Source organism: Microcoleus sp. AR_TQ3_B6 (genome assembly GCF_036702785.1).
Classification (GTDB): Bacteria; Cyanobacteriota; Cyanobacteriia; order Cyanobacteriales; family Microcoleaceae; genus Microcoleus.
The window spans coordinates 115,429-131,930 of sequence record NZ_JAUBVJ010000010.1; the positions used below are offsets into that span (position 1 = coordinate 115,429).

8 protein-coding genes are annotated in these 16,502 nt (G+C 46.3%); 4 read left to right on the top strand and 4 right to left on the bottom strand.

What is annotated here, in order from left to right:
- Positions 1–652: 652 nt before the first annotated feature.
- From QUB56_RS07840 to QUB56_RS07850, 3 genes are all read left to right on the top strand, one after another.
- Positions 653–1,576: an ADP-ribosylglycohydrolase family protein gene (locus QUB56_RS07840; protein WP_332954529.1), complete on the top strand. Its 924-nt coding sequence runs from the start codon at positions 653–655 to the stop codon at positions 1,574–1,576.
- A gap of 245 nt (positions 1,577–1,821) precedes the next feature.
- A complete protein-coding gene (locus QUB56_RS07845; protein WP_332954531.1) occupies positions 1,822–2,601 on the top strand; it encodes a Uma2 family endonuclease in 780 nt (259 codons plus the stop codon).
- Between the two features lie 296 nt (positions 2,602–2,897).
- Entirely contained in the window at positions 2,898–4,628 is a 1,731-nt protein-coding gene (locus QUB56_RS07850; protein WP_332954532.1) for an NAD(P)H-quinone oxidoreductase subunit 4, read from the top strand.
- A gap of 68 nt (positions 4,629–4,696) precedes the next feature.
- Here the strand turns inward: QUB56_RS07850 and QUB56_RS07855 are convergent, their stop codons facing one another.
- From QUB56_RS07855 to QUB56_RS07870, 4 genes are all read right to left on the bottom strand, one after another.
- Complete coding sequence (locus QUB56_RS07855) at positions 4,697–6,364, bottom strand: AAA family ATPase (RefSeq protein WP_332954533.1); 1,668 nt, start codon at positions 6,362–6,364, stop codon at positions 4,697–4,699.
- Positions 6,365–6,798: 434 nt separating this feature from the next.
- A complete protein-coding gene (locus QUB56_RS07860) occupies positions 6,799–8,763 on the bottom strand; it encodes an ABC transporter ATP-binding protein/permease (protein ID WP_332954534.1) in 1,965 nt (654 codons plus the stop codon).
- A gap of 409 nt (positions 8,764–9,172) precedes the next feature.
- Entirely contained in the window at positions 9,173–10,051 is an 879-nt protein-coding gene (locus QUB56_RS07865) for a DUF1361 domain-containing protein (protein WP_332954536.1), read from the bottom strand.
- A 258-nt stretch (positions 10,052–10,309) separates the two neighbouring features.
- The gene (locus QUB56_RS07870; RefSeq protein ID WP_332954537.1) at positions 10,310–14,590 is read right to left on the bottom strand and encodes a PAS domain S-box protein; all 4,281 of its coding nucleotides are present in this window, start codon (positions 14,588–14,590) and stop codon (positions 10,310–10,312) included.
- 448 nt (positions 14,591–15,038) lie between these two features.
- Here QUB56_RS07870 and QUB56_RS07875 point away from each other — a divergent pair, with 448 nt between their 5' ends.
- The gene (locus QUB56_RS07875) at positions 15,039–16,406 is read left to right on the top strand and encodes a TldD/PmbA family protein (protein ID WP_332954540.1); all 1,368 of its coding nucleotides are present in this window, start codon (positions 15,039–15,041) and stop codon (positions 16,404–16,406) included.
- Positions 16,407–16,502 lie beyond the last annotated feature (96 nt).

Sequence of the window (16,502 nt, forward strand, 5' to 3'; positions counted from 1 at the left end):
AAGTTAGCGCGCGCCTTTGTTTTAAGAGCTTGCGCCGGTTGAAAGCACTGTTGAGCGTGACATACCGAACTGTTTAACTCACGGGCGACAGAGCTCATGACTAGCTACGCTTTGGCGCGGGTGTCGTGACTCAAAAAACGTAGTCTGTTAAGACGCTCGGCCGCCGGGGAACGGCTTGTTAGATTTCTCCTTCAAGCCTCATGCCTTTAGGCTGAGGTTCCTGACGGGACAGTTTGATCTCTGGTAGGGACAGGTTAACATCAATATTAGCCTGAGTCGTCTTTTGCCTCAGCATTTGGGGGGGAAAGTCTTGTTTTTTTATTTCTAACGGCAGCTAGGGCAATTCTATTTCGTTTGTGGACGAGATTTTGTTTTATTGAACCGCAGAGGGCGCAGAGGGCACAGAGAAAGAGATTTAAGAGATTTAGAAGAGAGAATGAGAGAAGTTCACAAATTTGGTATCGATTGTGGACGAGATTTTGTTTTATTGAACCGCAGAGGGCGCAGAGAACACAGAGAAAGAGATTTAAGAGAGGAGAGAATGAGAGAATTTGACAAGTTTGGCATCGATTGTTATACAGGCAGATAAGATGCACAGAGAAATGGTTTTGAATTCACTAGCGCTTACTAATTATTAATTTTCAATTACGTTATGCAGCAAATAGAACGTTATCGCGGCAGTCTTCTCGGTTTAGCAGTGGGCGATGCTCTCGGCACAACTTTAGAGTTCCATCGCCCCGGAACTTTTGCGCCTATTAACGATATGGTTGGCGGCGGCCCGTTTCGACTGCAACCGGGCGAGTGGACGGATGATACTTCGATGGCACTTTGTTTGGCCGAAAGTTTGATTGAGAAACAAGGTTTCGATCCTGTCCATCAGTTAGAAACTTATGTGCGGTGGTGGCGAGAGGGACATTTGAGCAGCACTGGTGGATGTTTTGATATTGGTAATACGGTGCGACAAGCACTTTGGCAGTTTAAAAATACAGGAAAACCTTTCTGTGGTTCTACCGATGCTGGGACTGCTGGAAATGGTTCGATTATGCGTTTGGCTCCTGTCCCTTTGTTTTATGCTACAAATCCTTTGGAAGTAATAGAAAAATCTGCAGAAAGTTCGAGGACTACTCACGGTGCTGCTACTTGTGTGGATGCTTGCCGTTATTTCGGTGCTTTAATTGCGGGGGCTGTGAATGGAGTTGCTAAAGATGTGTTGCTTTCGGAAAGATATTGTCCGCTTTCTGGATATTGGGCAGCAAATCCACTGGTAGCAGAGATTGATGAGATTGCGGCGGGTTCTTTTAAATTGCGACAACCTCCTGAAATTAAAGGTACGGGTTATGTTGTCAAGTCTTTGGAGGCGGCACTTTGGGCGTTTTATAACAGTTCTTCTTTTGCTGAAGGCTGTTTGTTGGCTGTGAATTTGGGCGACGACGCGGATACGACTGGTGCGGTTTACGGACAGTTGGCTGGGGCTTTTTACGGAGAATCTGGTATACCGGAAAAATGGATCTCGCAATTGGTCGATCGCTCTTTAATTGCATCTTTTGGCGATCGGCTTTTCTCTCTATCTAGTTAACATCGATCGAGATTTGCCATGTAACGCCATCTTCAAAAATATCTGGTGACTCAAAAATGACTCCTGACGAAATTAGTCAAAAACTTCAACTTGAGTTAATATATAACAATCCTTGCAGGAGTCGTAAAAATTTTACCCCACCCCAACCCTCCCCGAACCCGCGGTCCGGCAGTAAGAAGTTCACAAATGATTTAGGATTGCTATAGATAAATTTACACAAACATTTCTGGTTCAGGGTTAATACAATGGTACTCGAAGCCCCGTCTATCAAAGCCAAACCAACCGTCACCTGGGAACCCCTACCAGCTAACTTCGTATTACCCGACGATCCAGTGGAAAATATTCAACAACCTTCTCTCGCTGCTGGTCTCACCGATGCACTGGGAGCTGCAGGATGTATCCAGCCAGAAAAGCTGATTGCCTCTAATTTGGGGCTAGTCGCCACAGTCAATAAAAAAATTGTTGTCAAAGCTCCAGACTGGTTTTATGTGCCACAAGTGCATCCTCTAGCAGAGGGGGTAATTCGCCGTAGTTATACTCCTCACACTGATGGTGCTAATGTGGCGATCGTGATGGAGTTTCTCTCGGAAGCAGAGGGAGGAGAACTATCGGTCAGAGCAACTCCGCCCTATGGAAAACTCCACTTTTACGAACAGATTCTTCAAATACCTACTTATGTCACTTATGACCCCTACGAAGGTATTTTAGAAGTGCGCTATTTGCAAGATGGGCGGTATGTTTTACATTCAGCCAATGAGCAGGGGCGCGTCTGGATTCCACAACTGGAACTATATCTGGGGATTTGGTCGGGGGAACGGTTGGGACAAACCATGAACTGGCTGCGCTGGTGGAATAATTCAGGTAATTTGTTGCTGTGGAGTTCAGAACAAGCTGACCAAGAAAGGCAAAGGGCTGACCAGGAAAGCCAAAGGGCTGAGCAAGAAAGACAAAGGGCTGACCAGGAAAGCCAAAGGGCTGACCGATTGGCGGCTAAGTTGCGCGAATTGGGAGTTGAGCCAGATTGAACGCTGATTGAAAGCTAATTTGCGATCGCCCTTAATACACAGGACTTACCCAACCATCTCAGAATAGGCGCAACCACAGGCAGATTGCGCCTACAAAACGCTATATTTTGTGGTTCGTAAGTCCTGCATCGAAAATCACAAATCCAAAATCGAAAATCAATCGACCTGTGTAGCAATTCGCGATCTTCTTATCCGCATTTATCTAGATATAAAAAATATTTATGAATAAATCTTAAGTTTTAATTAAATTTAGTATTATAATTTTGGTAACTTCCAACTAAGTATTTATTCTCAATATGATAGCGGATCAATTTCCTTGGCTGACCGCAATAGTCATCCTACCCCTGATAGCTTCCCTCGCCATCCCTTTTCTGCCCGATACAGGTGGCAAAACCGTGCGCTGGTATGCCCTAGGCGTAGGAATTGCAGATTTTGTATTAATGTGCTGGGTGTTTTGGACTCATTACGATCCAAGCATCTCTACTTTCCAAATCGTCGAGCAATATCCCTGGATACCTTCTTTAGGCCTCAACTGGTCTGTTTCCGTTGACGGACTGTCTGTTCCGCTGGTACTGTTGGCGGGATTGGTGACGACACTATCTATTTTTGCTGCATGGGAAGTCGATCGCAAGCCGAAACTCTTCTACTTCCTGATGTTGGTGATGTACTCCGCACAAATAGGAGTGTTCGTCGCCCAAGACATTATGCTGCTGTTCATTGTCTGGGAACTAGAACTAATTCCGGTGTACCTGCTAATCTCGATTTGGGGCGGACAAAACCGCCGCTACGCAGCTACCAAATTCTTGATTTACACCGCGGGCGCTTCCATCTTTATTTTGATAGCTGCCTTAGCAATGGCATTCTACGGCGGAGGCACCCCCACCTTCGACATGGTAGAACTTGGCTTGAAGGACTACCCATTGGGTTTAGAACTCCTGCTGTACGCGGGACTGCTGATTGCCTTCGGTGTGAAACTGGCAATTTTCCCCTTCCACACTTGGCTACCTGATGCCCACGGTGAAGCATCTTCTCCCGTGTCGATGATTCTCGCCGGCGTATTGCTCAAAATGGGCGGATACGGACTGATTCGCCTGAATTTGGAACTTCTTCCCCAAGCACACGTTTACTTTGCACCGATTATGGCGGTGCTCGGCGTGGTCAATATTATCTACGGCGCGCTGAATTCCTTCGGCCAATCGAACATGAAGCGCCGCCTAGCGAATTCGTCGATTTCTCACATGGGATTCGTGTTGTTGGGTATTGCTTCCTTCACGGATTTGGGAATCAACGGGGCGCTGTTGCAAATGATTTCCCACGGTTTAATCGCCTCAGTATTGTTCTTCCTCGCTGGCGTTACTTACGATCGCACCCATACAATGATCATGGACGAGATGGGCGAGATTGGGAAAGTCATGCCGAAAGTGTTTGCCTTGTTTACCGCAGGCGCGATGGCATCCTTGGCACTCCCGGGAATGAGCGGTTTTGCTAGCGAATTGTCAGTGTTTGTGGGCGTCGCAACTAGCGATATGTACAGCGGTTCTTTCCGGGCGGTGACAGTGTTCCTGGCTGCTGTGGGACTGATTTTGACGCCGATTTATTTGCTCTCGATGCTGCGACAGTTATTTTACAACTGTGGGAGACTAGCGGCTTGCGACCTTGAGGATCTAAATTTGCAGAATCAGAGAAAGAATCTGGATGAAGCGGTTTGTTTCGGTAATAGTTGCGTTTTGCCTGGTGATGCACCGTTTATTGATGCTAAACCTCGGGAAGTGGCGATCGCATTTTGCTTTTTGATACCGATTGTCGGCATTGGTTTTTATCCCAACATGGCGATGCAAGTCTACGACGCGAAGACTGTGGCGGTGAACGCAGAAGTCCGCCAATCTTACATCCAAATCGCTCAAAACAATCCTCAGATTTATGCTAAGGGATTTTTGATTCCCAAAATTGCCCAAGCTCAAAAATCGCCTGCTTTGGACAAAATTACAGGGTCTGAATCTGCATCGGTTTTTGGCGTTGTCAAATAATTTTATCGAATTCTGTTTTTGTTGAAAATCGGGCGATCGCTTTTGTGACTGGGGCGATCGCTTTTTTGTTAGCACTTAATTGCTGCAATAATCTGCGCCAGATTTTCCCTAGCATATCCCACCTCAAGAATCGATTTATCTTCCAGATCGGAGGCCACCTTGGTCAGGATATTTAGCGGTTCTTCCAAACCTCGAGTTTTCGCAAACAAAACTTGCAGCCGATTTTTAACTAATTCTAAAATAGAGCGACTTCGCTCCTCTTTACCCCCTTTTCCTTTAGCAATACTGATGCTCAAGCTGTGAGTTTTCAACAGCCCCATTCTTTCTATTCCTTGCGTCTTAACTGTCTCCAAAACCTCCGCTCGAATCTGATCCGCTAATCTGTCGCTCACATATTGCACGATCAAAGGCTGAAGCATAAAAACAGTTTCTGTGCCATCATTTACTTTTTCAATCACCGAGCGGCGACCCATAGAATCGAGATTTTTCAGCAAATCTGAAAGCGATAAATTGACCAAGATATGCTCTCGCAAAGTCGCCAGGGAAATCGGACTTTGAGCAATAGCAATCCAGTAGGCAATCTCTTGTTCAGAACTCGACATTCTGTCAAACTGCTGCGCGAGCAAATTGCTGATATGTTCTTCAACAAATAACGCCGTTGCTTCCAAAAACTTTAAAACATTCCCCTCAAAAAACTCGTGAATCGTTATCGCCACAATTTTCAACGCTAACAGATTGCCTCCGTACCGGGCTAACAAGATTTCCCGCTCTTGAGCTTGAGTAGATAAACCTTTTTCTTGAAAAATCTGCCGCGCAATTTCCTCGGAAATAGCAGGTTTTAAAGACCGCACTTTTTCTCCCGCCAGCAAAGCCAGTTCCGTAGGTTCTTCCGAACTAACTAGCACCAAACAGCTATTGTGATTGACCTCACAGAGCCGCACAATTAAATCTCGATATCCTTCGTAGCCTTCGCGGTAGTGTCCGGCTAATTCTTCGGGTCTGAGAACCGCTTCAAAATCGTCTAAAATTACCAGACAGCGGTGCTTCCGCAGCTCCTCTACCAAGCGCGAAATTTTCCCGTTGAGGTCGATCCTCTTCGTTGGCGTAGCCCCCGTAGGGGCGGGCGCAGCTTCCGGCACATCGGGTTTTTGTGGGTTAGAAAAAAGTTCAATTAAGTTAGTGAGGAAGTCGGATGGTGCTGGGGCCGATCGCAGCGATCGCCAAATCACAAAATCAAACTCATTCTGTACCTGTGAGGCCAACTGCACCGACAGAGTTGTTTTGCCACTACCAGCCAAACCCAGCAGCGCTACCAGGCGACAATTATCTGAGACAACCCACTGCTTTAAAGTAGTTAATTCTTCAGTCCGTCCGTAAAAAATCGAAACATCCGGTGCTTGGCCCCAATCTTGCTGTCGGTGCCCCAACGCCATCTTGAATAGAGATCCTTTACCTCGGGGACTCACATCCTTCGCTCCCTGCTCAGTGTGGTATGAAAACAGCAACTGATGCCTCAATTCCGACAGCTTTCCAGGGCCGTTCCCCCCGATCTGAAACTTTTTGTAAACTTCGCCGAGTCTTTTGCGAACCGCGATGTCGCTAATGCCAAGCTTGGTTGCGATCGCAGCCGTTGATTGACCGTCGAGAGCCATAAACACAGTTTCTAACTCGGCATCTGTGACACCGCGCTGTTTGGCGATCGTTTGCACAAAGTTTTGAGGAATCGGAGTAGTCAAGGTAGGAATCTCGCCTCTACTAAAAAAATCTATCTTCTATTATATTCTGTGAGTTCTCGCGGGCGAGCAATTGAATCGAAGCTGCAAAAGTTCAGCTTGCTTTTTGCTGTTTGGCCAGTTTTAGATATTTATACCCCCTGATCGATTGTGATACCAGTTTCAACAAAGAATGCAACTGTAGATACGCGATCCAAACCCATACAGAATCCGTCATTCCCAATTCTTCAATTCTTTAATTCTTTAATGTCAAATAGTATGAAGAAGCGGGAATCGATCGGCGTTAATTGTTGCTATGTCCCTACCCGTACCACCTATTGTAGGGTAGGTGGAGGCGCGGCCATTAATCTGTGGAACTAAAGGATAAATCTCCAACCGCGCCACCCACCGCGAATCAACAACCGGGTAAATTTACAATTACTGAAAGCAACGCTTTATCAGCCAAAAACCTTCGCAGTCGCGCGGTATTCTTCCGCCGAAACCAGCCGCCAACTCCCATCGCCCAAAAGTTCTAAAACCTGCTGGTGATATTTCACTAAACTCACTCGGTGACCGACACTCACAAATGTAGTTTTAGTTGCTTGCAACTGCTCGTATAAATGTTGCTCGTTCTCCAAATCCAAAGCACTTGTCGCCTCATCTAAAATAGCATATCGCGGTTTCGTCAACAACAATCTAGCAAAAGCTAAACGCTGCTGTTCTCCCAGCGACAAAATCTCCGCCCAATCTAAATCCGCATCAAAACCGCCCAATCTTTCTGGCAAATCTGCTAAGTTTACTGATGCCAAAACGCGGCGCAATTTTTGCTCATCAACCTCGCTGCTGCTGTTGGGATAGAGAAGTTGCGATCGCAAACTACCCAAAATCATATAAGGACGCTGCGGCAAAAACAGCATTTCTCCGAGTTCCGGCCGCGCCAAACGGCCGGTTCCCGAGTCCCACAAACCCGCAATTGCCCGCAGTAAAGAACTCTTCCCAGCACCGCTTTGACCGACAATTAACAGTCCTTCACCGGGCTGCACAGCTACCGACAAATCCCTAATCAAAGTCTTTTGATTTTTTGGAGTATCTAAAGTAACATGTTCCAGTGTCAACTGAGAATCCACTACTACATCTATAGCAGTTCCTCCGGCATGAGATACGGCTTTTTCCGCTTCCAGAGTATCTGTAAATACAGTCAAACGATTGATACTAGCGGCAAAAGAACTCAGGGGTTCAATCTGAGTTACAACCACTGAAAAAGCGCCTAAAACCTGACTAAAGGCAAAACCTGCTTGAGTAATATCTCCAAACTGGATTTGGCCGGCAAAGTAAGCAGGAGCTAGAAACAAAGCGGGAATAATCACAACAGCATATCCGTATCCCGTGGTAAAATAATCCACATTTCGCTGCCAGCCAATTAGCAAATTAAAATTGCGGAATACTTCAACGAACCGCTGCTTTATTTGCGTCGATTCCTGTTCCTCGCCCCCGTAAAAAGCAATAGATTCAGCGTTGTCGCGAATGTGAACCAGTCCGTAGCGGAAGTTAGCTTCTTGTTTAAGTTGCTCGAAATTAAGAGGTACTAATCTTTGACCAAAAATCAGAGTGGCGACCGTCCCCAAAATAGCATAGATAATCAGGAAGATCGAAAGTTCTTTTGAGATAGACCACAGGATACCAGTGAAAGATATAACATCAACTATTGAACCCAGGATAATGAGCAAAAATGCCAAACTTGTCTGGGTAAATGATTTGACATCCTCAGAAATTCGCTGGTCGGGATTGTCGATTTCCTTTTGGTAATTTATTTCGTAATAAGCCCGATTCTGAAAATACTTATTCAGGAACTTATTAGTCATCCAATCTCGCCAGTAGAGACTCAACTTATCTCGCATATAGCGGTAAATTACCACAATTGGAGTACCGACTACAAAAACCCCTGCATAGACAAACAGATACTTCCAGTAATTGAGCTGGTCTTTCTTAGCTAGTGCTGTGTTAAAAAAGTTACCGACGTAACTAATTATTACATTCAAACCGCTGACTGACAGCGACAAAAACAGCAGCAAAGTCAATAAAGCCCAGGGCTGCCAGTGCGCAGTCAATCTGTCTTTAAACCAGACAAAAGCACTGAAAGGAATAATTAGCATGAAAGCTACGATCGCAATTGCTGGCGAATTAATAATTCCTTTCAACAAAGTAACTAAGCCCGCCGCAATACTATTGACAAAATTCGGAAAAAGAACCCCTCCCCCCAAACACACAGCGCTCAGGAGTACAAACATAGCCGCGAAGAGAAATATCAACAACAGCGCCACTAATCCTAAAAAAATTCGGCTGCCTCCCGCCTCTAAAGGATAAAAGTAAGGCTGGGCGATCGCAATAAATCTCTTCCACAACTGACGGTCAAATCGATTCATCTTTGCTTTTTACAGAACTACTTCGACTCTTCTAACATATCAAGTTTTATTACCCATTGCCGCAGTAATTTTTTCGATAGTTTAGGTAAAAAATTGTTATTAACGAAAGACTGATATATAGCCTTTCTCAGTAACATAAGGTACTATCTGGCACAGGGCATAGGCCTCCGCGGGCCTAGGGCCCACGGGCATAGGGCATACCTCACTACGCGATCGAACCGCTATAGCATTAGCCTTTCTGCAGTCGGATCTGAATGCACTTATGCCTAAGACAATAAAAACAAGAGTTTCAACAATTAAAAAAGTTCTCATCGTCAGGCCCATTGCTACATTTGCAGAGCAATTAGGTCGGGAACTCAAAAAAGTTGGGACGTTAGTTGTGGAGCAAATCTCAAATCTCTTTCTCGGTTTAACTGGAAAAAGTCGCGCTGTCGCCGGCAAACTCCCCCTGGGATTGGCTGCCGTAAAACCGCTGGCTAATCCCTAAAATTACTTGTTTCATTACCCAATACAAAACAGCAATTACTACAAAAGTTACAGCCATTACTAAAACCGGACGCTTGCCAATCAAATCGTTCATTACGGTGTTAACCAGCGCATCGGGGTTAGTAAGAATGTCCCAAGTGTTGAAGCGTATAAATCGCCCTAAATAAATGCCGATCGCCGAAAGTGCGTGTATAGTTATCTCCGTTGCCAGGATAAATTTACTCCAACCCTGTTGCTTCAAATAGTAACCTAAATTCATCACCGACAGCACATAAGCCCCAAACCCGACCACCATAAACACCAGATACTGCGGGATCAAAGCTAGAATCAAAGTCCACACCGAGTTCCTATCATATTGAATTTGGTGGATCAGGTGAATGATATCCGTCAAAACGTAAGGCGCATTCGGCAAAAATCCGATAAACCAGAAAAAACCGCCCCACCAGCGGAGAGAGCGAACTCCGCGCTGCTGCAGTATCCAGATGTCTACAGCCATCAGTGCCAGCGTAATCGCGATCGCCCCCAAAACGTAAGTTTTGCCCACATCTTGCACAATATGCTTCAGATAGGACAAAACATGGCGCGTGCTGGGCAAAAAAGTAGCGCCCAGGAGAATGCCCGTACACCACAGCAGCCAGCGCGATCGAGGTTTGCGGAACAGCAAAAAACTCAGACCCAGCGGTACTAAAGCCAAAAACAAATTCCAAGACATCCAGCGGACATTGTGTCCCATTGCTTTGAGCGCTTCCAGCATTAATGCCATCATGTCAATTTTTATACAATTAAAGGTTGGATGCAGCACCGCTTTCTTAGCAGCTTCAATCTATCTTAGTCGTTAACTTGTGGTGCGTCAGCTTATGGCTTCTGGCGCTGCGCCTGAAAATCAGGATCGGTTAACGCACCCTACCACTGTGGAGTCAATCTCAAATCTCAAGTAGGGTGCGTCAGCTTATGGTTCCTGGCGCAGCGCCTGAAAATCAGGATCCGCTAACGCACCCTACCACTGTGGAGCCAATCTAAAATCTAAAATCTAAAATCTAAAATCGACTGACGCACCCTACTACTTATACGCTTTGTCCATCGGAATCTCAATCTGAAAAGTCGTTCCGCATCCCATGGAAGAAATACACTCTATCTTGCCGTTGTGCTTTTCCACCACAATCGAGTGCGCGATAGACATTCCCAACCCCGTACCTTTCCCCACAGCTTTTGTTGTAAAAAACGGGTTAAAAATTCGATCGACTATCTCCTGCGGCATACCCGTACCGTTGTCCGAAATTTCCACCATCACAGTGTTCTGGGCTGTTACACGAGTGCAAATAGCAATCCGACCGCTATGAATCTCCGATCGTGGAACCGATAACTTTTGATATCGTTCTTCAATAGCATCAATTGCATTAGCAATAATATTCATAAACACCTGATTCAGTTGGCTCGCATAGCACTCCACCAGCGGCAGTTTCCCAAACTCCTTAATTACTTCAATTTCCGGGTGGCTGTCGTGACTCTTCAAGCGGTGCTGCAAAATTAACAAAGTGCTTTCAATTCCCGCGTGAATATCGACCGGCTTCATTGCCGATTCGTCCAGCCGCGAGAAATTTCTGAGGGACAACACAATTTGCCTGATGCGCTCGGTTCCTACCTGCATCGAAGCCACAACTTTTCTTAAATCCTCAGCCATGAAATCCAAATCTATGTCTTGAATGCGATCGACAATTTTTAAATTCGGTTCGGGATACTCCTGTTCGTAAAGAGTCACCAGATCGAGCAACTGTTTTGTATACTGGTTGAGATAATCAATGTTAGCGTGAATGAAGTTAACGGGATTATTAATTTCGTGAGCGATGCCGGCCACTAATTGCCCCAAAGAAGACATTTTTTCGGTTTGAATGAGCTGAGCTTGAGTAGAGCGCAATTCCAGCAGCGCTGACTCTAAATCTCGAGCTTTTTCTCTTTCTCGTCCCTCGCTTTGCCGCAGTGCTTCCTCTGCTTGCTTGCGAGTCGTAATATCCTGGGAAACTCCAATTATTACCTTAGCCTCACCGTCCGCATTCCTACTAAAAATAGTATCCCGACTTTGCAGCCACAAAATTTGACCGTCTGCTGCCCGTACCCGGTACTCAATTTCCCTAGTTTCGCCATCTTCAATTCCTGCAAAGCTGGCGTGATGTTTCACAATTTTAGGGAAATCTTCCGGGTGTATTAACTGAGGCATCATTGACGAATCCATCGCTGTAATTTCGTCGCTGGTATAGCCCAAAAGCGCGAACATTGAAATATTAGTGTAGATATTTCGCTGTTCTTCCAAGTCGTAGAGATACAAAATACCGGGAGTAGCATCGGCTACTTTTTTAATGAACTGCTGGCTTTCTTGCAAAGCTAACTCAGCTTGCTTGCGATCGGTAACATCAACGGCGATGCCGTCCCAAAGAAAAGCGCCGTTTTCTTTAGCTTCAGGACGCGAAACTATCTGAAACCAGCGAATTTTGCCGGAAGGTAGCACGAACCGTCCTTCCCACTGCCAAGGTTGCAAAGTCTGGGCAGAAATAGCAACAGATTCGTCATGATTTTCGAGGTCATCGGGATGAATCAAATTTCTTACCAAAGCCCCATCTTGCACAACATCTTCGGGTTCTAACTCCAAAAGTTCTCGGCAAGCAGGACTTATGTAAGGAAAACTGAAATACCCATCTGCACGCAACAAAAATTGATAAATTATTCCCGGCAAATTAGCAGACAGCTTTTGGTATCTTGCCTCGCTTTCCCGCAGTGCTTCCTCTGCTTGTTTGGGTTCCGTAATGTCAGTAATTGAACCAACCATGCGGACTGCTTTTCCAGATGCGTCCCACAAAGCTTGTCCCCGACTCAATATCCATTTGTAGGCGCTGTTGTAGCACCAACAGCGGTATTCGATGATGTAATGCGGCGTTTTCTTGTTTAAATGGTCTTGGAGAGCTTGCATTACTAAGGGTAAATCGTCGGGATGCGTGCCCTTGTTCAATTCGTCAAAGTAATCGACAATGGGGCTGTGTTCGTCGTAGCCGGTGATTTCCTTATATCGATCGGACAGGAATAGTTCCCCTGTTTGCAAGTTCCAGTCCCAAATGCCGTCATTGTTGCCTTTGAGTGCTAACTGCCAGCGTTCTTCAGTTTGCATCAATTGAGCCGTTCTCTGTTTGACTCTATTTTCTAGTTCTTGATTGAGTTGTTTGAGACTTTCTTCTGCCTGGTTGCGTTCGATCGCAATTCCTGCTAAATTCATCGCCGCTTCTATCAATTGCATATCGACAATTGGGGGGGGGCACGGTTGAGAATAATACATTCCAAAAGTTCCCAAAACTTGACCCTGCGATGAGAAAATAGGAGTAGACAAGCAAGCTCTCAGTCCAAAACTCAAGGCTAAATCTCGATAATTTTCCCACAAAGGATCGCTGGCAATATCTGTAACGATCACCTGTTGGCGGTTAAAGGCAGCAGAGCCGCAGGAGCCTGCATCCGGACCGATGGCTCTGCCATGAATAGCAGCATTGTAAGTGTCGGGTAAACTGGGCGCGGCTCCGTGCAGTAAATGTTTGCCATCTGGAGCTAGAAGCAATATCGAACCGATGACATCTCTAGATTGCTGCTCCATAATTTCAACTAAAGTATTTAAAGTATCGCCAAGAGGAGCGCCCTTAGCAATCATTTCTAAAATTTGTTTTTGACCGGTCAACCAACTTTCAGCTTGCTTGCGCTCCGTAATGTCGCGGGCAACCCACAGAACCGTGTTTTCTTTCATTGGCGAAATGGTAGCGGCAAACCACTTTTGTAAGCTGGCAATTTCTATGTTATATTCAAAAGTACAGGTTTGGTTTGTAGCAAGGGCGGTGCGAATTTGCTCCTGAGCAAAATCTGCAATTTTTGGCTCGAATAATTCGCAGATTTTTTTACCGGCAAATTTCGCTGTCGGCTTGTACAATAATTGGGGATTGGTCGGGGCAACTTTCAGGAACCGTCCCTCAATATCAATCTCGAAAATTACGTCGTTCATGGCAGCGAACAACGCTCGAAGTTCCGCTTCAGAAGCTTGCAGGGCGATTTCAGCTTGTTTGCGATCGCTAATATCCGTCCCGATACAAAGCAGTCCTGCCAAATTTCCCTTCGCATCTAGTAAAGGTTTATTTGTCCACGCTATCCACACCCTTTCTCCATTGCTGCGGATATTTTCATTTTCGTTTTGGAAGTATTTTTGCTGCTGTGCCAAACAGTCTCGAATCTTTGTCGTGAGGTCACTTTCAAATAACTCGGTTTTCGGTATGATTGTGCCGATCGCACTTTTGCCGATGATTTCTGCTTCTGAATACCCGAAAAAAGTTTCAGCACACTCGTTAAAAAAAGTAATGTTGCCTTCACTGTCTAACTGCACAATCATGCTGTTAGCATTCTCAACCAATTGCCGATACTTAGCTTCGCTTGCCTGCAGCTTCACAGGGCCATACACCCAGGTAAAAACCGCCACCCCGGTGAAAACAGCCAGCAAGCCGCCTCCAAATAGCAGCCACCCCCGAAACGGCGAATGCGCACGCCATCCCCCCGCCGGAATTGCTGCCAACTGCCAGGAACCGTTGGGCAAAGTGACTTCTAGCAGCACGGGATTCTTCTGAAAAATTGACACGTCACCGAAAAACACTGCGCCGGATGCTCCCGAACCGTCTTTGCCCCGCAGAGAGTATTGCAGCTTGGCCGAGGAGTCGTTGAGTCCCGCTTCCTCAAAGAGGGTATTTTTGTCTACGATCAGGCCTGTCAAGCCCCAGTAAACTGCTGTTTCGGGATTGCCGCCGGAGGGGGTGAGAAAAATGGGCGATCGGCTGATGAACGTCATGTCCCCCTCCAATAATTTCACGGGCCCTGCGAGCAAACTTTTTCTGGTGGCGATCACATCTTTGACGATTTGTCGGTGTTCCGGTAGCGCCGTCAAGTCAAGCCCGAGCACCCCTTCATTTCCGTCCCGCGGATAAATGTAAGCGATCCTCGTGCCTTTAACTAAAGTTATGGCGCGAATGCCGGTTTGCTGTGCCATCAGAATTCTCGCCGTCGCTGCAAACTCGGCTTCGGTGATGTTTGGGTTGTTGGAAATGTAAGCCACCAAACCCCGGATCAGAAATAGCCGCGAATTTAAAGAGCTTTCGAGCTTAGAACGGACTGTGCTGAGCCGATCGAGCGTGGTAGCGCGGTTGTACTGCAAAAACCGCTGTTCTTCCGATCTATCTAAAATCCCAACTCCCACCAAAATTGCTAGTGATGCCGAAATTGCGGCTAAATACGGTGAAATTTGGAACTTTTTAACCTTAAAGTATTCCATCGGCAGCCGGTTAAGGTATATTTTTACATCATTAGATAGATATAGTTTAGTTTCATTTCTCTTGGCCGATGCAAGATTTCCGGGATACCGGGCTTCTGGCAAGCCGGCGCGAGTTTTGTGTATTCTAGGAGGCCCGCCGAACGTCGGCGAGAGGCTTGCCTCTCATTATCAATTCTCTAGAAAAAGTTTTAAATATACCATCGACTGACCGAAAGTAATGTGGTCATAAGCCCCCGGATTCATTCCTTCACAGGCTCAGGACGGATCAATCTAAAATCTAAAATCTAAAATCTAAAATTGGTTGACTCGCCATTTATCGGGTAGGGTGTGCGCTGCCTCACCACAGCCGTGGGGAGCGCGCACCTGAAAGGCGGGAGTTATTGGCTAAAATAGAATTAGCAATAATTTTTTTCAGCGCTGGGCGCGAATCATTCATAGGGGCAATTTGATGCAAGAACAGTTGATGGAAGCGATCGCACCTTACCGCGATCGCGTAGATTATCTAGAAGTTCGCCTCGAACAAAGCGAGTCAACTGCGATTAGTTTTCGCGGCCCTGGGTTAGATGCTGTCAACCGCAGTTTTAGTCTCGCCGGCGGCATCCGCGCCTGTCACAAAGGCGGCTGGAGTTTTGTAACTTTTAACGGTTTAGCTGAGTTAAAAGACCGCATTGAAGAAGCTGTAGTGCAGTCTCGTTTGGTGGGCAGCGAAAAAACTCTACTAGCAGATGTCACCCCGATTCAAGATTATGTAGCGGTGGAATTGGGCCGCGATCCGCGCTCTATTTCTTTAGCCCAAAAGCGCAAATTGCTCGAATCTTACAACCAGTTGCTGTTAGATTACGACCCGCGAATTCAGACGACAATCGCGGGTTACAGCGACAGGTTCGGGATTACTTATTTTGTGAATTCTCAAGGCACTTGCATCGCTCAAGAGCGCTTGGACGTGACCGGGCGTTTCGGGGCGATCGCCCGCGGCGAGGGCGGTGTCGTCCGCCAAGGGTTTGAGTCGATTCACTCGCGATCGGATTACGATGTCTTGACAAATATTGAAGATCGTGTTAAAAGTGCTGCCGTTCGAGCAGTGGGCCAACTAGAGGCAAAATCGGTAAAAGGCGGTCAGTATCCGGTGATTTTAGACCCTTATTTGTCGGGGGTTTTTATTCACGAAGCTTTCGGGCATTTGTCGGAAGCAGACGGCATTTACGAAAACCCGAAAATGCAGGAATTGTTGACTTTGGGCAAGCCGGTGGCGATCGAACAATTGAATGTAATAGACGACGCAACTTTACCGGGATTGCCGGGAACTTTGAAATACGATGACGAAGGCGTGCCGGCTCAGTGCAAGCATTTAATTAAAAATGGAGTTTTAACAACTCGAATGCACAATCGCGAGACTGCAGGCAAAATGGGCGAAAGTCCGACGGGAAATGCCCGGGCTCTGAGCGCTACTTTTATGCCTTTGGTGCGGATGACTAATACTGCGATCGAGTCTGGCGAACATTCTTTTGACGAAATGGTTGCCGACATTGAGGAAGGAGTGTATGCAGTGCGGATGTTGGGAGGACAAACCAACGGCGAAATGTTTACCTTTGCGGCGGCGGAAGGCTTCATGATTCGCGACGGCAAATTGGCCGAACCGGTGAGCGATGTCACTTTAAGCGGCAATGTATTTCAGACATTAAAAGATATTGAGTCTATAGGAAACGACTCGGTTTATGCCTACGGCGGTTGCGGTAAAGGCGGCCAGAGTGGTTTGCCCGTAAGTGTCGGGGGCCCCCATCTGCGCATTAAAAATGTTGTAGTCGGAGGCAGGTAATCATTAGTCATCAGTCATCAGTCATTAGTCATTAGTCATTAGTCATTAGTCATTAGTCATTAGTCATTAGTCATTAGTCATTAGTCATTAGTCATT